The sequence below is a fragment of the Flavobacterium sp. genome, assembly GCF_039932285.1.
Lineage (GTDB): Bacteria > Bacteroidota > Bacteroidia > Flavobacteriales > Flavobacteriaceae > Flavobacterium.
Genome location: NZ_JBDTQE010000023.1, coordinates 16,873 through 36,313 on the forward strand (window position 1 = coordinate 16,873; position 19,441 = coordinate 36,313).

The window sequence follows — 19,441 nt, forward strand, 5'->3', positions numbered from 1 at the left end:
ATATGATATTTATCAGTTTTTTAATCAATATGATTTATAATATTTGTAAATCATATAAAACAGTTTTTTTAATGAAAACAACAAAATCACTACATACATTTCACATACCTGTAATGGGACTCGCTTATACAATAGATAGTCCAATTCGAGTAGCAAAATATGGAATTTCTTCAGTTATTTCAATTATCGATGATGATTTAATAGAAAGAATGAATGCTTTTTATAGCGAAAAATTTAATCTTCCTTATCAAGAAATTACTCAAAAAATTCACGATTATAGAGCCGAAAGAATTACAGCTTATCTAAATTTAGTAGATAAAATTGTAAAAGAAAAATTTAATAATTTTAAAACAGAATTAGCCGAAAGCAGACAGGCACTAGAAAGTTATATTGCTACATTACCTAATAAATCTGAAATTAAAAAAGGATTGCAAGATTTGATGAATGATGGACTTGCTTTTAAAGAAAACATCAAAAAATATCTTGAAGAAAACCTGTCGCCTGGAGATGTCGATGTGAATATCATGACAAAAGTAGATAAAGATAATTTTATTAAAGATGAACAATTGCCTGCCATTTTTAATGATGCTCATGCTTCTCTTAGAGGATTTGCAAATAGTGATTTAAATTCTTCGGTAGTGCTTTCTGCAGGAATGAATCCAAGATTGTATAGTTATTTTGAGACTTTCAAAGATTTTTTTCCTGATTTTAATGATACACTAAAAAAGAAAATTATTCTAAAAGTAAGCGATTTTAGGTCTGCCATGATACAAGGAAATTTTCTAGCTAAAAAAGGACTTTGGGTGTCGGAATATCGTATAGAGTCTGGACTAAATTGTGGTGGGCATGCCTTTGCTACCGATGGTTTTCTTTTAGGTCCTATTTTAGAAGAATTTAAACAGAAAAAAGACCAATTAATACAATCTGCTCACGAGTTAATGGTTAAGGCTTTAGGGCAAAAAGAGATGCATATTCCTGAAAAACATTTAGAGCTAAAGATAACTGTTCAAGGTGGAGTAGGAACTGCTGAAGAACATAGTTTTTTATTAGATAATTACAACGTTGATTCAGTAGGCTGGGGTTCTCCCTTTTTATTGGTTCCTGAAGCAACGTCTGTAGATAAGGAAACGCGTGAGTTATTAGCAAATGCTAAAGAAGATGACTTGTATTTAAGTCATATTTCTCCACTTGGAGTGCCTTTTAACACTTTAAGAGGAACAACTAACGAGATGTTAAAGCAAAAACGAATTCAAGAAAGTAAGGCCGGAAGCTCTTGCCCCAAAAAATTTTTAGCCTTAAGTAAAGAATATGGAGAAAAAGGAATTTGTACGGCTTCTAAAAAATACCAAGATTTAAAATTAGAGGAATTAAAAAAAAACAGCACTAATTTTTCTGTTGAAGCTGTCGAAAAAATGAAAAACAGAATTACTGAAAAAGCCTGTCTTTGTGTAGGTTTAGCTAATGCTTCTTATTTAGAAAATGACATGAAAATTAAAGGACAATCACAAGGCGTTGTTATTTGTCCAGGCCCTAATATGGCGTATTTTGATCAAGAAGTTTCGCTTTCTAAAATGATGCAACACATTTATGGAAACGCTTCGGTATTGAGAATTGAAAATCGTCCCAATATGTTTATCAAGGAATTGAAAATGTATATTGATTATTTGAACAACGAAATAACCTCCATCTCTGAAGAAATTACTTCAGGGCAGATTAAAAAATGGAATTCATTTAAAAATAATCTAATGGAAGGAATTGGATATTATGAAAGATTGTTTTCATCAACATCATTTTTTCAAAATGTAAAGGATAGTATTGAAAACCAATTACAGTTTTATAAATCAGAATTGGATAAACTCGAAATACCATCATTGCAATTAGTCTAAACAAAAAGCAGGGAAACTTCATTTCGAGTTTCCCTGCTTTCCTTAAATAGTTTTATATTAATTTAAAACAACTGTTTTATTTTCGCCATCAACTACAACTTTGGTCAAACCATGTTTTGCTAAACCTTTCATCGCAGCGTCCCATTTTTTGCCACTCAAAGTTGATTTTTCTTTTAGTTGTCCTAAAGATTGGTTGTTTTCAACTTTCAAAAGTTCAACAATCCATTTTTCATCTTCGGTCAATTCTACTTGTTTTTTCTCAGGTCGCATTTGAGGGAAGAATAATACCTCTTGTATCGAAGCATTATTGGTTAAGAACATGATTAATCTGTCCATTCCAATTCCCATCCCTGATGTTGGTGGCATTCCGTATTCTAATGCACGAAGAAAATCTTCATCAATCACACCATTTGCTTCATCATCACCTTTTTCTGAAAGTTTCATTTGGTGTTCGAAACGTTCCCGTTGGTCTATCGGGTCATTTAATTCAGAATACGCATTGGCAATTTCTTTACCGCAAACCATCAGTTCGAAACGCTCAGTAAGTTCTGGATTGTCACGGTGCGATTTGCATAACGGAGACATTTCTTTCGGATAATCAGTAATAAATGTGGGTTGGATATAATTTGCTTCGCATTTTGCTCCGAAAATTTCATCAATTAGTTTTCCTTTACCCATCGTTTCATCAACATCGATTCCCATACCTTTTGCAGCGCTAAAAAGTTCTGCTTCGCTTTTTCCGGAAATATCAAAACCAGTAAAATCGATAATTGCTTGAGTCATGGTTACTCGAGCATACGGCGCTTTGAAATTTATTTTGTGTTCCCCAAAAGTCACTTCGCTACTTCCATTTACAGCAGTGGCACAGTGGTCTAATAAATTTTCGGCAAATTCCATCATCCAATTGTAGTCTTTGTAGGCTACATAAATTTCCATAGCAGTGAATTCAGGATTGTGCGTTCTATCCATTCCTTCGTTACGGAAATTTTTAGAAAATTCATAAACCCCATCAAAACCACCTACGATTAATCTTTTCAGGTACAATTCGTTAGCAATTCGCATATACAAAGGCATGTCTAAACTGTTGTGATGCGTGATAAACGGACGCGCTGCTGCACCACCAGCAATAGATTGCAAAACTGGAGTTTCTACTTCCATATAGCCACTTTCGTTAAAAAAGTTTCGCATAGCAGTAAACAACTTCGTTCTTTTTACAAAGACTTCTTTCACTTGCGGATTGACCACAAGATCTACATAACGCATTCTATATCGTAATTCAGGATCGTTAAACGCATCATGAATATTTCCGTCTTCATCAGTTTTTGGTAACGGTAATGGGCGTAAGGTTTTACTTAAAAAAGTATAATTGTCAACTCTCACACATTGCGCACCAACTTTTGTTGTGAATAATTCCCCTTCAATACCTATAAAATCTCCTAAGTCTGTTAGTTTTTTAAAAACCTGATTGTACATTGTTTTGTCTTCACCAAGGCAAAGCATGTCACGGTTCAAATACAATTGAATTCTACCTTCGCTATCTTGTAACTCAGCAAAAGAAGCTTTTCCTTGATCTCTTACACTCATCAATCGTCCAGCAAGAGTTACCTTTTTACCTTCTTCAAAATTTTCCTTAACCTGTTTCGAAGTATGATTTACAGGAAATAAATCTGCGGGGTAAGGGTTAATTCTTAATTGGCGTAAAGCGTTAAGTTTTTCTCTTCTAATGATTTCTTGTTCGGAAAGTTGCATGAGTAAATTTTTATTTAAGATTGCAAAGATATAGATTAGTTGCAAAGTTTCAAAGTCGTAAAGTTTCAAAGTTTTTTTAGGGGCTATTTCCAGCTTTACACTGCAATCTTTTCTCTCGTTCCAAAAAACGAGGCAAAAGGATTTCCGTTGCAAATAACATTCACTGAACTCATATTGAAACAGATGTATAGTGAAGTAATCTGGGCTATTATCGGCATTACAGTTCAAAATTAAAAATTCGTTATTCAACATTCATAAATTTAAAAATCCGCGACAATCCGCGACAATCCGCGACAATCCGCGTACCATATTTCTATGCTTGAGCTTGCAATAAGATTCATCAAAACTTCGTACCTTTGTTTATTAAAATTTCAGAACCTTCTAAAAAAAATGAATAAAACCATACAACTTCAAGATTTAGGCCATAAAGATTACAAGGAAACTTGGGATTATCAAGAGAAACTATTTCAAGAAGTTCTTGACATCAAAATCCGAAATAGGAGAGAAGAACGTCAAGACGAAACCCCAAATTTTTTTCTTTTTGTAGAGCATCCGCATGTGTACACTTTAGGGAAAAGTGGCGATTTTTCTAATTTGCTCTTATCAGAAAAACAATTGGAGGCAAAAGGAGCAACCTTTTACAAAATAAACCGAGGTGGTGATATTACCTATCATGGACCAGGACAAATTGTTGGTTATCCGATTCTAGATTTAGAGAATTTTTTTACTGATATTCATAAATATTTACGATTCTTAGAAGAAGCTATAATTCTTACTTTGGCAGAGTACAATATAATTGGTACAAGAAGCGAAGGTGAAACTGGAGTTTGGCTTGGAGTCGGAACTCCATTTGCAAGAAAAATATGTGCTTTAGGAGTTCGAGCTTCTCGTTGGGTTACCATGCACGGATTTGCACTTAACGTAAATGCCGATTTGGGTTATTTTGATAATATTATCCCTTGTGGTATAAAAGGAAAAGCTGTAACATCACTAAATGTAGAACTAGGTATCGAAAAAGTAAGTGAAGAAGAAGTAAAAGGAAAAATTCAAAAACATTTTTCAAATCTTTTTGAATCAACTTTTGAAAAATCAGAAATCTAAAATTAGTTGCTCTGGTAATAATCTAAAACTCATTCGGTGGTATTTTGTTGCGCCATATTTTCTTATGGCTTCACGATGTTCTTTTGTAGGATAGCCTTTGTTTTGTTTCCAATTATACATTGGGAATTCTTCATGAATCTTATTCATGTATTCATCTCGATATGTTTTTGCTAAAACTGATGCAGCGGCAATACTCATAAATTTAGCATCTCCTTTTACAATGCTATGGCTTGGTATGGATTCTAGGATTTCCATTTCTTTATCTGTAAATATTTTACCAGAAGATTTTTTAAAGCTATTTTTAGATAATAAAGGACGATTTCCATCAACTATAATGTGTAAAGGGCTAGGATTTAATCGCAAAATACACTCTTGCATTGCCTTTAGCGAAGCATTGAGAATATTTATTTCGTCAATAATTATCGGTTCGAGGTGTATAACTGTGAACGAAATTGCTAATTCTTCGATGATAGGTTTTAATTCTTCTCTGACCTTTTCAGACAATTGTTTAGAGTCGTTTAAAATTTTCAATTCAAAATTTTCTGGTAATATTATTGCTGCAGCTGTCACTGGACCAGCCAGACAGCCTCTTCCGGCTTCATCAGTGCCAGCTTCTAAATATTGTGTTAAAAAAAAAGGACTTAACATAAACTTGATTTTGACAAAAATATAATTTTTAACGCAACCTTTTGCATTATTACTTATCTAATAAGCGAGTGATTATCATTCTAATTATATTCAGGCATTTTTTTTAACTTAAATAAAATTGTAATATTCCGAAGTATTATTTGGTTATTTAAGAAATTATTAAGAAGTTTGCGGAATAACTAACTCAAATAAAAATAATATGAGATCAAAGTTCAAATGGATTTTTACGCTATTAGTAGCGTTAACTATGCAGCTTTCCTTTGCACAAGAGAAAACTGTAAAAGGTATTGTAACTGATGCAAGTGGTCCGATGCCAGGTGTGAATGTTGTAATAAAAGGAACCCAACGTGGTGTTTCTACAGGTTTTGATGGATCGTATTCTATCAAAGCAAGTCAAGGAGAAGTTCTTGTTTTTTCATTTATGGGAATGAATGATATTTTAAGAACAGTTGATGCTTCAGCTAGTATTAATGTTAAAATGCAAGACAATATGCAGGTATTGGAAGCTGTTGTTGTTACTGGAGTAGGTATCAAGAAAACTCAACAATCTATTACTTCATCTCAGCAACAAGTAAAAGCGGCTGAGATTACTCAAGCAGCGAATCCTAATGTTGTTAGGTCTCTTGCAGGTAAAGTGTCTGGATTGCAAATTAACAATACATCAAGTGGTGTAAATGGTGCTACAAGAATTCAATTAAGAGGTTCTCGTTCTATTTCTGGGAATAATGAGGCTTTAGTAGTTATAGATAATTCAATATCTAGTGCTTCAGTGTTGCAATTGCTGCCTCCTGAGACGATAGAGAGTGTTAACGTTATTAAAGGGCCTGGAGGATCTGCATTGTATGGTGAGTTAGGTTCTAATGGTGTAATTATCGTGACTACTAAAAAAGGTTCAAAAGGTGAAAGTAAATTAGCGATTTCCGTTAATTCTTCTGTAGATTTTGAAAATATTTCTTTTTTACCAGAAAGACAACAAAAATATGGTCAAGGATGGGATGGAACTCATTTCTTCTATGAAAATGGTGCTTGGGGAGAACCTTTAGATGGTGTTGTTCGTGCAACAGGTTTAGTTCAAGCAGACGGGAATAGTCTTCAGTTGCCTTACAGCGCTGTTAAAGATAATATTAAAGATTTTTACCAAACAGGTACGACTTATCAAACAGGAGTTACTTTAAATTTTAGCGGTTCTGAAGGTTATGCTTTGTTGTCTGCTAATAGACAATCTACTGATTTTATTGTTGATGGTGATGGTTTGAAAAGAAATTCATTTATTTTTAAAGGAGGAAAAAAAGTTGGTAAATGGAATTTTGATGGAAATGTAAATTACATTTCTACAAAAACTAGCCAATCAGATTCTGAAAATGATCTTTTACAATTATTGCAAGCTGCATCAAATATTCCGGTTGGATTATTTGCTAATTCTGGTCCTGGACAAGGTTGGAATGCGTACTATGCTAATCCATTTTGGGTAAGAAAAAATGATAGATTAGATAGAGGTAGTGAATTTTTTAATGGTAGTGCAAATCTTGGATATAAATTCAATAGTCACTTTGATGTTAGTTATTTGGCTAACATTCAAACTACTGGTTCTAATCAGCAACAATATTCTAATCAATTTGATGATGTAAGTAATCCTGGTGGAGGTGATGTGTCTCAACAATCTTCATATTATAATACTGCTACTAATAGTAGAAATTATTATGGTGATTTAGTGTTAAATTTTAATTATGATTTAACTAAAGACTTATCATTTAAGTTAAATCTTGGTAACAATTTGACTGATAGATTGTCTAGAACAATTTCTCAAGGTGGTACTGATTTAGAGATTGATGGATGGTATCATATTCAAAATGTATTAAGTCCTGCACAACCAAGACAATTAACTAATAATGAAGTTAGAACTAGAAAATACTCATTTTTTGGTAATATGGATTTAGGTTTCAGAGATTATCTGTTTTTGAATGGAACTGTGCGTAAAGATTTCTCATCGGTTTTAGTTTCTAAGAATGTTACAAATGGGGCTATTCCTCTTTATTATTCTGGTGGTTTGTCTTTTGTTCCTACTAAGGCTTTTGCTAGTCTAAAAGATAATAAAATTTTAAATTACACTAAATTATTTGGGAACTACTCTGTAGTTGGTAATGCGTCTCCAATAAATACTTACGAATTGAGTGAGGTAGCCTTGTTATCTGCAGGATTTCCTTATGGTAGCTTGTCGTCATATAACCCAAATCTTAACCCAACTGATGCCTTAATTACTCCTGAAAGAGTAAATACTTTAGAAGCAGGTATTAGTTTAGGATTTTTTAATAATAGATTAACTCTTGATGGTTCTTATTATAAATCTAATGTAAGAGATTTGATTACTAGAATTGGTTCTTCTTCTTCTTCTGCTTTACAAACTCAAAAGCAAAATATTGGTGAGATGGATAATAAAGGTTTCGAAATTGATTTAGGTTTTACTCCTATCAAAACAGAAAGTTTTACATGGAGTGGTAGAGTAGGTTATAGTGCGAATAAGACAGTTGTTAAGTTTTTAGGAGGTGGTGCAACAGAGCTTTTGTTATTTAATGGAGGAACTGTTAGTAATATAGTAGGTGGTAGTTATGCTGTTGTTGGAGAAGAATTTCCAATGATAAAAGGGACTACTTTTCTTAGAGATGATCAAGGAAGAGTTGTTATAGGGGCTAATGGAGTTCCTGTAATTAATTCTAATCTTTCTAATTTAGGTAAAGCTACACCTGATTACATTGTAAACTTTTCTAATAGCTTTGACTGGAAAGGATTGAGATTAGCTGTTTCTGGTGATTATAGAGCTGGAGCATCTTTCTTGTCTGAAACTAAATATAACTTAACTTGGTCTGGTCACTTATCAGATTCTGCAGAGTTTGATCGTGATTTAGGATTTGTTTATCCTAACTCTTCTGTAGAAACAGCGCCAGGTTCAGGAGTATATACTGCAAACGATGGAAATACAGTTCCTTTAGTAACTTCTGCTGTTGGTTATGCTGCTGGTACAGGTGTAATTGATTATTATGGTGCTGTTTCTAGAGTTGGAGAATTCAATTTAATTGATGGTACAGCTTTAAAAATTCGTGAGATTGCATTAAGTTATGGATTACCTTCTAAAATTACAGATAAATTGCATCTTTCTTCTTTAAGATTTGGTGTAAATGCGAGAAATCCATTTATTCAACTTGCTAAAGGTAACAAAGGATATGCTGATCCAGAAGCTTCTAACTTATATTCTGCATCTAATACAAATGGTTCACTTAGAGCTACTGCATTAAATACAAGTAATAATGGTCTTGGGTATATTCAAACTGGACAATATCCTTCTACTAAAACATACGGTTTTAGTATTAATCTAACTTTTTAAAACTAAATAATATGAAAAAAATAATTTATATTTTTATTGGTTTGGTTTTATTAACGTCTTGTACTGATTATCTAGATGTTAATACAGACCCAAATAACCCAGATCTTTCTCAAACAACTCCTGAGAATTTATTGGCTGCTGCATTGGTTATTCCTTTTAGAAACCAAGCTATAAGTATGAATGAGTACGGAAACGTAATGTCTAATTCATGGGCTAGTAATGTGTATGCCTTTACTGGTGGTTATAGAACAGAATTTACAATGGACTTTACTACAGCAACAAGAGCTGTGATATGGGATAATGGATATCTTGGAATAGGTCATTTAGATAATATTACTAAGTATCCTAATCCTACAGGTGATTATGATAACTATATTGCAGTAAGTAAAATCATGAAATCATACTATATGCAATATATTGTAGATTTATATGGTGATGCTCCTTATAGTGAAGCATGGCAACGTGGTGATAACTTAACGCCTAAATATGACGATGATAAAAAGATTTATTTAGATTTAATTAATCAGTTAGAAGTTGCTAGAAATTTAATAATTAATGCTCCATCAAATGCACTTCCATTAAATGGTCAAGATGTTATGTTTGGAGGTGATTTAAACGGTTGGGTTTCTTTTGCAAATACAGTAGAATTGAAAATGTGGTTAAGACTTTCGGGATTATCTAATGCGCAATTAGGAACTGATTTAGCAACATTAAAAGCGACTAGATTACCTATATTAGCAGCCAATAATGATTTTATTACATCTGATGTGACGATAAATCCGGGTTATTCTGCTGCTGTTTTAGCTCAAAATAATCCATTCTATAGCAATTGGGGGCCTTCTGTTACTGGTTCTACTGCTAATACAAGTAGAAACTTTACTGTTGCCTCTGGATATATGGCTAATGTATTAATGGGAACTGAAAATAACACTCATATTAACTCTTTAGGTATCTTAGATGCTAGACGAAATAGAATTTTTAGAGCTTATTCAGGATCAAGTATTAGAGGTTGTATACAAGGAGATGTTACAATAGCAGCTGGTGGTACAGCTGTAAATCCACTTTCTTTGTTGGGTGTTGGTATAACTGGGTATACAGGTGCGAATGCTGCTGATGCTCAAGCTAATGGAGCTACAAAGGATGGGTATGTTATGACTTTGTCTGAGGCTGATTTTTTAATATCTGAAGCTTCTCAAGTATTTCCAGATTTTTCTGGATATGATGGTAAAACATATTTTGATGCTGGTATCTCTGCTTCTTTTGCTTACCATAGTAAGGATTTAGCTACTGCTCCTTTAGCAGATATTTCAGCTGTTTCTTATTTAGCTGCAATTGACACTAAGCAAGGTTTAGGTTGGAATGGTACTCCAAATAAAATTGAGGCTATCATGACTCAAAAATGGATTGCTTTATGTGGTATTAGTGGTATCGAACCTTTTCTAGATATTGTTAGAACAGGTTATCCTAATGTTCCTTTGGCTATTACAGCTAATGCTACACGTACTAATAAGCCTAAAAGATTATTATATCCTACGTCTGAGTACACAACAAACTCTGCTAACGTGCCAAATGTTAGTTTAGATCAAATATTTGCTGTAAATGCTTATTCGCCTTTTTGGGCACAATAATTAAATAATTTTCTTTAAATATTTAAAGCCCACCAATTGGTGGGCTTTTTTTATGTATAATATTTGTGTATTTTTGCAACAGATCCTATTATATGAAGCACATTTTTACATTCTTATTATTCATTTTTACTATTGGTTCTTTTGCGCAAGTAGATAGAGTGTCTATAAACAAAAACGACAGTATAAAAAAATCTTTGCGTGACAAACCCAAAGAAAACCCCAAAGCACCTATAAACATGTATCGTATTGTTACTTTGCAAAAAGATACAACCTATGTAGATACATCTTTAACAATAAAAAGTGACTATAAATTTAATCACCTGCGTAAAGATAATTTCGGATTATTACCTTTTGCAAACGATGCGCAAACCTATAATACATTAGATTTTGGTATATATAATCCAAATACTTTCCCTGAATTTGGTTTTAAAGCAAAACATTTCAATTATATTAAAGCAAAAGAGATTAATTACTATTCGGTAGCGACTCCAATTACCGAATTGTATTTTAAAACCACTTTAGGACAAGGACAATCTGTCGATGCATTTATTACTTTAAATACTTCTAAACAACTCAATTTTTCTATCGCTTACAAAGGATTACGCTCTTTAGGAAAATATATAAATTCTTTGTCTAGTTCAGGTAATTTTAGATTTACAACCAGTTATTTTTCAAAAAACAAAAGATACTTAGCTAATTTTCATTATACCAGTCAAGATGCTTTAAATGGAGAAGATGGAGGAGTTTCTAATCTTTCAGATTTTGAATCTGGGAATTCGCAGTTTACACAACGTTCTCGACTAGAAGTTTATTTCGAGGATGCTAAATCTTTACTAAAAGGGAAAAGGTATTTCCTAGACCATTCTTTTAGAATAAATTCTAAAGAAAGTGAGAATAATATATCTATAAACCATCAGTTTAGCTACGAAACTAAAATGTTTGAATTTAGTGCTAAATCAGCAATAGAAAGATTTGGAAATGGATATGTTACGTCTAATTATTTCGATGTGACTAGAAATAATATAGCTTATAATAAGTTAGGTGGAAGTTTCTCTAATAAAACACTAGGAGATTTTCAGTTTTTTATAGAAAATTATCAATATAATTATTTGTACAAAAGACTTATAATTTCTAATAATCTGGTTTCAGTTCCTAATTTAAATAACGATAAACTTAATGCCGTTGGAGGAAAATATTTGTATTCTAAAAATAAACTAAAAGGAGAAGCTCTGTTTTCTAAATCAATTTCAAAACAAACATTTTCTACTTTAGATATTTCTGCACAATACAAATGGAACGAGAAAAATAATTTCTCAGCACAATATTTAAACCAAAGCAAAGTGCCGGATTTGAATTATACTTTGTATCAAAGTAGTTTTGTGAATTACAATTGGTATAATAATTTCAAAAATGAAAAAACAAACACCATCAAGCTAAAAGCCAATACACAATGGCTTTCTGCTGAAGCGCAACTAACCAGATTAGATGACTATTTGTATTTTAGTGATGATGATACATTGGACACTATCATTATTTCAACACCAAAACAATATAATAAGACAATAAATTATCTTTCTTTAAAAATAAACAAAGAGCTAAAATTCAGAAAATTTGCTTTAGACAATACTGTTTTGTTTCAACAAGTTACTCAAAACGACAATGTCCTAAATGTGCCCAAATTAGTTACTAGAAACACCTTATATTTTTCTGATTACGTTTTCAAAAAAGCGATGTATTTGCAAACAGGATTCACGTTTCAAACCTTTACAAAATACTATGCAAACGATTATAATCCGTTAATTGGTGAATTTTATGTTCAAGAAAAGACAAAAATTGGTAATTTTCCATTAGTCGACTTCTTCATCAATGCACGAGTGCGTCAAGCCAGAATATTCCTAAAAGCGGAACATTTAAATTCGAGTTTTACAGGTCGAAATTACTATTCCGCACCCAATTATCCTTATAAAGATTTTATAGTTCGATTTGGTTTAGTCTGGACATTTTTTCAATAAAATCATTTTACTCAAAATTTGAGCGTGACCCAAGGGTCGGGCTATTCGTTACAATCTCCCGAAGAAAAATCGGGAGGATTTCCACTGCTATCCCTCACGCAAATAACATTCCATTTCACAATTATAAATCTAATATGTATCTTTGCATATAAATTTGTAGGTTCCGATTTTTGTAATCAAAAACCTTAATTAAAAACAACAATGAAATATTCAGAAAACATACTAGGAACTATTGGTAACACACCATTAGTTAGATTAAATAAAATAACAAAAGAAGTTAGCGCATTAGTCCTTGCAAAAGTAGAAACCTTCAATCCAGGAAATTCGGTCAAAGACCGTATGGCTATAAAAATGATAGAAGATGCCGAAGCTGATGGTCGTTTAAAACCAGGAGGAACTATTATTGAAGGAACTTCAGGAAACACAGGAATGGGATTAGCTCTGGTAGCAATTGTAAAAGGATACAAACTAATTTGTGTAATATCAGACAAACAATCTAAAGAAAAATGCGATATACTTCGTGCTGTAGGAGCAAAGGTAGTCGTTTGTCCTACTGACGTAGAACCAACAGATCCGCGTTCTTATTACTCAGTTTCAAAAAAATTAGGAGAAGAAACACCAAATTCTTGGTATGTAAATCAGTATGATAATCCGAGTAATGCAATAGCACATTACGAACAAACTGGACCAGAAATTTGGGAACAAACTGACGGTAAAATTACACATTTTGTCGTTGGAGTAGGAACTGGAGGCACAATCTCTGGCGTAGGGAAGTTTTTGAAAGAAAAAAATCCAAATATCAAAATCTGGGGAATAGATACTTATGGTTCTGTATTCAAAAAATACCATGAAACAGGTATTTTCGACGAAAATGAAATATATTCGTACATAACTGAAGGTATTGGAGAAGACATTCTACCTAAAAATGTCGATTTCGATATTATTGATGGTTTTACAAAAGTTACCGACAAAGATGCTGCTGTTTATACTCGTAAAATTGCATTAGAAGAAGGTATTTTTGTAGGAAATTCAGCAGGTTCAGCAATAAAAGGATTGTTGCAATTGAAGGAACATTTCAAGCCAGAAGATGTCGTTGTTGTATTATTTCATGATTCAGGAAGTCGATATATAGGAAAAATGTTCAACGATGATTGGATGCGCGAACGTGGTTTTCTTGATGAAGAAATTACAAAAGCCGAAGACATAATCAAAGATCATATAGACAAACCATTAGTGATTGTTCGTACTGAAGAGTTGGTTTCGCACGCTATCGAGCGTATGCGTAAATACAAAATATCTCAAATTCCAGTAATAGATATTACAGGTTTTGTAGGTTCTGTAGATGAATCTGATTTGTTTCAAAGTTATGTGAATGATAAAAATGTAGCTGATAAACCTATTCGTGAAATCATGGGAAAACCATATCCAATTGTAAAAACAGGAACAGCAATCGAAGAAGTTTCTAAATTGTTTACCAAAGAAAACCAAGCTGTTTTAGTCGATTTAGGAAACGGAAATCATCATATTATTACTAAATATGACATTATCGGTTCTATAAAATAATTGTTAATATAAATATCCCTGATAGGTTTTTTAAAACTTGTCAGGGATTTTTTATTACTTTAGTATTTCATTTATAAGCCTATAAAACAATTACAATGAAAGAAGATTTTCTCCACTATATCTGGCAATACAAAAAGTTTGATTTCACAAATTTAAATACTACATCGGGGGAAAATGTATCAATTATAAAAGTTGGAGAATTTACACAACTCGCAGGACCGGATTTTTTTAATGCACAAATAGAAATCGACCAGCAAAAATGGGCAGGAAATATCGAAATTCATCTCAAATCCTCAGATTGGTACATACACAATCATGAGCGAGACGATAATTATGATTCGGTTATTTTGCATGTAGTTTGGGAACACGATGCAGCTATCTTTAGAAAAGATAACTCAGAAATTCCAGTTTTAGAACTCAAAAATCAGATTTCTCCAACATTAATTCATCAATACGAAAAATTAAAAGCTACTAAATCATGGATTTATTGCGAAAACGAAATAAAAACCATTCCAGATTTTGTTTTAAAAAATTGGCAAGAACGTTTGTTTTTCGAGCGATTAGAAAGAAAATCAAATCCAATTGAAATTTTACTTTTAGAAAATCATAATGATTGGGAAACTACTTTTTTCTGTTTTTTAGCAAAAAATTTTGGTTTGAATATGAATGGAGAATCTTTTTTTAAAATAGCACAATCTATTCCATTTTCTATCATTCGTAAAGAAGTTTTTGAAATTGAAAACTTAGAAGCTATTTTATTTGGTCGAGCAAATTTGTTAGAAACTAACAAAGAAGATACTTGTTTTAAAGACTTGAAACAACGTTGGAATTATATTCAAAATAAATATCAGCTAGAAAATATTTTTATAAATTCGGTTCAATTTTTCAAACATCGACCAGATAATTTCCCCACGGTACGATTGTCGCAACTGGCAAATTTGTATCACACACATCAAAATTTATTTTCAAAAGTAATTAGCGCAAAAAATATCGAAGAATTATATCAAGTCTTCAATGTTTCGGTTTCGGAATATTGGAAAACGCACTACAATTTTGATAAAGAAAGTCCGAAGAAGTCAAAATTTTTGTCTAAATCATTTGTCGATTTATTAATCATTAACACGATTATTCCTTTTCGATTTGCTTACGAAAAAAGTTTGGGTAAAGAAACATCAGAAGAAAATATTGCCTTTTTAGAAAACATATCTCCCGAGAAAAATGCAATTATGGATAAATTTAATACAATAGGAATTACATCAAAAAGCGCTTTCGAAACCCAATCATTATTGCAACTTAAGAACGAGTATTGTAATAAAAGTAAATGTTTGCAATGTGCAGTTGGGTTAGAACTTTTAAAAAATTAGAAAATTTGACTTCTAAGAAAATTAGATAATTAGATTTTTTTGTAGATTTACAAAACGAACAAACAAATAACTAAATCCACGAATAAACAAAGATGGGATTCGTTATCAAACTAAAATATCTTTTCGAAAAACAAGGTTTTCATATTGCATCTCGTCTTGCCGACAGACTGGGAATGCGGGCCAATAGTGTGCGTTTGTTTTTTATTTATATTTCGTTTGTAACCGCAGGATTGTGGTTTGGCGTTTACTTAACATTAGGATTTTTAATAAAATTAAAGGATTTAGTGCGAGCTAAAAGATCTTCAGTTTTCGATTTATAGCTTATGAATTTCAAACAATATTTCATTTTTAATAAAGAGCAAAAAATAGGTTTGGCGTTATTAGCTGGTTTAATAATTACGTTGCAATTACTATACTTTTTTGTCGATTTTTCAACCAAAAAAGTAACTACAAAAGAAGAAGAAAAATGGCTTTCGATGCAAATAGAAATTGATTCGATGAAATCTGTTGCTAGAGAAGATACTTATAAGATATATCCTTTTAATCCGAACTTTATTAACGATTTTAAAGGCTATAAACTAGGAATGAAAGTTTCGGAAATAGATAGATTGTTGGCTTTCAGAAAAACCAATAAATATGTAAATTCTGCGAAAGAATTTCAAAAAGTCACACAAGTTTCTGATTCGTTGCTAGCTGTAATGGCTCCTTATTTTAAATTTCCAGATTGGGTCACAAATAAAAACAGTTATGCATCTTACGGAAATTCTAATTATAAAGATTATAATAAAAAAGAAAAAATTATAATTATTAATATCAATGATGCTTCAAAAGATGATTTGATGAAAATTTATGGAATAGGCGATGCTATTTCCGATAGGATTCTGAAACAAAAAGAAGTTCTTGGTTCGTTTGTTAGCATGGATCAAATGCAAGATATTTGGGGATTATCATCAGAAGTAATAGATCAATTAAATTCTCATTTTAAAGTTTCTGGAACTTCAACAATCAATAAAATAGATCTTAATAATATTTCCACTAAAGAATTAACAAAATTTCCATATTTTAAATATGCTTTAGCCAAAGAAATTGTGACTTATCGAAGTATGAATAACGGAATCAAGAATATTGAGGATTTAACAAAAATTAAGGGTTTTCCTGTCGATAAAATAAAGATTATTGCCTTATATTTGAAATTCTAAAAAAAAACAATATTTTTAAAATTGCCTTAGTTATATGAATTCAATATATTTTACAGAAGAACACGAATTATTCAGAAAAAGTTTGCAAGATTTTTTGCAAAAAGAAGTAGTTCCTCATGTCGAAAAATGGGAAAAAACAGGTTCAATAGAGCGCTTTATTTGGAAAAAATTTGGAGAAATGGGCTTTTTCGGAATAGCATATCCTGAAGCTTATGGCGGATTAAATTTAGATTTGTTTTATACGGTTGTGTTTTTAGAAGAACTTCAAAAAATAAAATCTTCTGGTTTCGCTGCAGCAATGTGGGCACATGCTTATTTAGCCATGACACATTTGAATGCTGAAGGGGACGAACGAATTAAGCAAGATTATTTAGCGCCAAGTATTTCCGGTGATAAAATAGGCGCAATGTGTATTAGCGAACCTTTTGGGGGTAGTGATGTTGCTGGTATGAGAACAACTGCTGTAAAAATAGGGAATAAATACGTGATAAATGGTTCTAAAACATTTATAACAAACGGCGTATATGCTGATTATTATGTAGTTGCTGCAAAAACAAGTCCAGAGCTTGGAAATAAAGGAATTAGTATGTTTTTAGTAGATACAAATTTAAATGGAATAGCAGCTACAAAATTAGATAAATTAGGTTGGAGAGCCTCAGATACTGCTGAAATTGCATTTGATAATGTTGAAATTCCTGAAGAAAATTTAATGGGAGAAGAAGGAAAAGGATTTCCTTATATCATGCAACATTTTGCTTTAGAAAGATTAATTATGGCTGTCAATGCGCACGCAAGAGCAGAATATGCTATTGATTATACAATTGAATATATGTCGCAACGGGAAGCATTCGGTACTACTATAAATAAGTTTCAGGCTTTAAGACATACGATGGTTGAGCATGCTACAGAGGTTGAACACTGCAAAATATTTAATTATGCAGCAGTTGCTAGGTTAGATAAAGGTGAATATGTAGTTAAAGAAGCTACTATGGCCAAATTAAAATCGACAAAAGTAGCGGATTTAGCAATTTATGATTGTCTTCAAATGTTAGGAGGTTACGGTTATATGGAAGAATATCCGTTAGCTCGTTTGTTAAGAGATAGCCGTTTAGGGCCAATTGGAGGTGGAACCTCTGAAATTCTAAAAGAAATTTTATCTAAAATGATAATCGACAAACAAAATTATAAGCCAGCCGTAAAATAATTCATAATTCATAACTTATAATTAATATTTTTTTTTTAAGTTTGCACCCTTAACGAGAGGAGGTGTCTATATTATGTTAATTATACCAATTAAAGACGGAGAAAATATCGATAGAGCATTAAAGCGCTATAAGAGAAAATTTGACAAAACAGGAGTCGTAAGACAATTGAGAAAACGTCAAGCTTTCATCAAACCTTCTGTTATAAACAGAGCGATGATTCAAAAAGCAGCTTATGTTCAAAACATGAGAGAAGGCTTAGAAAATTTATAAATAATTTTCAATAAATATAAATCGTTAGTTATATAAGTTTTGTACTTTTATACTAACGATTTTTTTATGCAATCAAACCAACAAAAATTTCAAGATTACTTACTTAAAGAAAAAAACTATTCCTTACTTACGGCATTGACTTATGGTAAAGACTTGCAGTTTTTTCAAAAATTTCTTAAAAAAGATTTCGACAATACACCACTCGAAGAAGTTTCTTATACCTTAGTAAGAAGTTGGGTAGTTTCGATGGTCGATGCAGAAATGAGTAATACATCGGTAAACAGAAAAATAGCTTCACTTAAAGCATTTTATAAATTTCTATTAAAAACCAAACAAATAGAAATAAATCCTTTGTTAAAACATAAAGCTCTTAAAACTTTTAAAAAAATTCAAATTCCATTTTCGGAAGAAGAACTCGATAAAGTGTTAACTCAAATACAATATAAAGAAGGCTTTGAAGGAATAAGAGATAAACTAATTATCGATTTATTCTATACCACAGGAATTCGACGTTCGGAACTTATCTCACTCCAAATATCAAACATTGACTTGCTAAACGGCACAATTAAAGTTATTGGTAAAAGAAATAAAGAAAGAATAATACCATTGCTGCCAGTAATTACACAATATGTAAAAGTATATCTAGCTGAAAGAAAACAACTTCCGTTAATTGTAGATGATAATCATTTAATTTTACTTTTAAACGGAAATAAAGCCAACGAAACATTTGTGTATCGATTAATAAATGACTACTTTAGTAATGTCTCCGAGAAAGTAAAAAAAAGTCCGCACATGCTTCGGCATACATTTGCAACTCATATGCTTAATCACGGAGCCGATTTGAATTCGATCAAAGAATTGTTAGGTCACTCAAGTCTTGCGTCAACCCAAGTTTACACAAATTCAAGTTTAGCAGAACTTAAATATGTTTACCAAAATGCGCATCCTAGAAATCAAAAATAATTCTTCACATTGTTTAACCAAAATTTATAAATTATGAAGGTAAATGTTCATGCAGTTAACTTTAATGTTGACAAAAAACTAGTGGATTTTGTAGAAGAGAGAATAGTTAAATTAGAAAAATTTTATGACAAGATAGTGTCGTATGATGTATTTCTTAAGGTCGAAAAAACCAGTGACAAAGAAAATAAAGTAGTTGAAGTGAAAGTTATAGTTCCTGGGGACGAATTTGTTGTAAAAAAGCAATGCAAAACATTTGAAGAAGGAGTGGAGTTAGCTTCAGAATCTCTAGAAAGATTATTGTTAAAAAGAAAAGAAAAAATCAAAGCACATATTTAGATAATTTTTTCTAAAAAAAGTTTTGATTACTAAATAAAATACATACATTTGCAGTCCGTTAGAAATAGCGGACTTTTTTATTTAATTGCCAGCGTAGCTCAGTTGGCTAGAGCAGCTGATTTGTAATCAGCAGGTCGT

The 19,441-nt window shown here is 31.8% G+C and carries 15 protein-coding genes; 13 read left to right on the plus strand and 2 right to left on the minus strand.

Annotated elements, in window-relative coordinates; all coding sequences use genetic code 11:
• Positions 1 to 71: 71 nt before the first annotated feature.
• Positions 72 to 1,886 carry a hypothetical protein gene (locus tag ABI549_RS06225; protein WP_348075594.1) on the plus strand — a complete coding sequence of 605 codons (1,815 nt, stop codon included), beginning with the start codon at positions 72 to 74 and terminating at the stop codon, positions 1,884 to 1,886.
• 57 nt (positions 1,887 to 1,943) lie between these two features.
• On the opposite strand, the gene lysS is transcribed toward ABI549_RS06225, so the two are convergent.
• On the minus strand, positions 1,944 to 3,635 hold the full coding sequence (gene lysS, locus ABI549_RS06230) for a lysine--tRNA ligase (RefSeq protein ID WP_348075595.1): 1,692 nt from the start codon (positions 3,633 to 3,635) through the stop codon (positions 1,944 to 1,946).
• Positions 3,636 to 4,025: 390 nt separating this feature from the next.
• Here lysS and lipB point away from each other — a divergent pair, with 390 nt between their 5' ends.
• Entirely contained in the window at positions 4,026 to 4,736 is a 711-nt protein-coding gene (lipB, locus tag ABI549_RS06235; RefSeq protein ID WP_348075596.1) for a lipoyl(octanoyl) transferase LipB, read from the plus strand.
• Here the strand turns inward: lipB and ABI549_RS06240 are convergent.
• A complete protein-coding gene (locus tag ABI549_RS06240; protein ID WP_348075597.1) occupies positions 4,725 to 5,384 on the minus strand; it encodes a ribonuclease HII in 660 nt (219 codons plus the stop codon). The two genes, lipB and ABI549_RS06240, sit on opposite strands and share 12 nt — an antisense overlap.
• 199 nt (positions 5,385 to 5,583) lie before the next feature.
• Here ABI549_RS06240 and ABI549_RS06245 point away from each other — a divergent pair, with 199 nt between their 5' ends.
• The 11 genes from ABI549_RS06245 (at position 5,584) to raiA (ending at position 19,303) form a co-directional block, all read left to right on the plus strand.
• Positions 5,584 to 8,763 carry a SusC/RagA family TonB-linked outer membrane protein gene (locus ABI549_RS06245; RefSeq protein WP_348075598.1) on the plus strand — a complete coding sequence of 1,060 codons (3,180 nt, stop codon included), beginning with the start codon at positions 5,584 to 5,586 and terminating at the stop codon, positions 8,761 to 8,763.
• 11 nt (positions 8,764 to 8,774) lie between these two features.
• A complete protein-coding gene (locus ABI549_RS06250; RefSeq protein WP_348075599.1) occupies positions 8,775 to 10,391 on the plus strand; it encodes a SusD/RagB family nutrient-binding outer membrane lipoprotein in 1,617 nt (538 codons plus the stop codon).
• A 92-nt stretch (positions 10,392 to 10,483) separates the two neighbouring features.
• Positions 10,484 to 12,403 (plus strand): putative porin, encoded by a 1,920-nt coding sequence (locus ABI549_RS06255; protein WP_348075600.1) that lies wholly within the window; start codon positions 10,484 to 10,486, stop codon positions 12,401 to 12,403.
• A gap of 201 nt (positions 12,404 to 12,604) precedes the next feature.
• Entirely contained in the window at positions 12,605 to 13,966 is a 1,362-nt protein-coding gene (locus ABI549_RS06260) for a pyridoxal-phosphate dependent enzyme (RefSeq protein WP_348075601.1), read from the plus strand.
• Between the two features lie 95 nt (positions 13,967 to 14,061).
• Positions 14,062 to 15,330 (plus strand): DUF2851 family protein, encoded by a 1,269-nt coding sequence (locus ABI549_RS06265; RefSeq protein WP_348075602.1) that lies wholly within the window; start codon positions 14,062 to 14,064, stop codon positions 15,328 to 15,330.
• Between the two features lie 92 nt (positions 15,331 to 15,422).
• Positions 15,423 to 15,650 carry a PspC domain-containing protein gene (locus ABI549_RS06270; RefSeq protein ID WP_348075603.1) on the plus strand — a complete coding sequence of 76 codons (228 nt, stop codon included), beginning with the start codon at positions 15,423 to 15,425 and terminating at the stop codon, positions 15,648 to 15,650.
• 3 nt (positions 15,651 to 15,653) lie between these two features.
• Positions 15,654 to 16,529: a helix-hairpin-helix domain-containing protein gene (locus ABI549_RS06275; RefSeq protein WP_348075604.1), complete on the plus strand. Its 876-nt coding sequence runs from the start codon at positions 15,654 to 15,656 to the stop codon at positions 16,527 to 16,529.
• Between the two features lie 34 nt (positions 16,530 to 16,563).
• Positions 16,564 to 17,733 (plus strand): acyl-CoA dehydrogenase family protein, encoded by a 1,170-nt coding sequence (locus ABI549_RS06280; RefSeq protein WP_348075605.1) that lies wholly within the window; start codon positions 16,564 to 16,566, stop codon positions 17,731 to 17,733.
• Positions 17,734 to 17,806: 73 nt separating this feature from the next.
• Positions 17,807 to 18,004 carry a 30S ribosomal protein S21 gene (gene rpsU / locus ABI549_RS06285; protein ID WP_348075606.1) on the plus strand — a complete coding sequence of 66 codons (198 nt, stop codon included), beginning with the start codon at positions 17,807 to 17,809 and terminating at the stop codon, positions 18,002 to 18,004.
• 66 nt (positions 18,005 to 18,070) lie between these two features.
• Positions 18,071 to 18,967, plus strand: a complete 897-nt coding sequence (locus ABI549_RS06290) for a tyrosine-type recombinase/integrase (protein WP_348075607.1) — start codon at positions 18,071 to 18,073, stop codon at positions 18,965 to 18,967.
• A gap of 33 nt (positions 18,968 to 19,000) precedes the next feature.
• Entirely contained in the window at positions 19,001 to 19,303 is a 303-nt protein-coding gene (gene raiA, locus ABI549_RS06295) for a ribosome-associated translation inhibitor RaiA (RefSeq protein WP_348075608.1), read from the plus strand.
• The last annotated feature ends 138 nt before the right edge of the window (positions 19,304 to 19,441 follow it).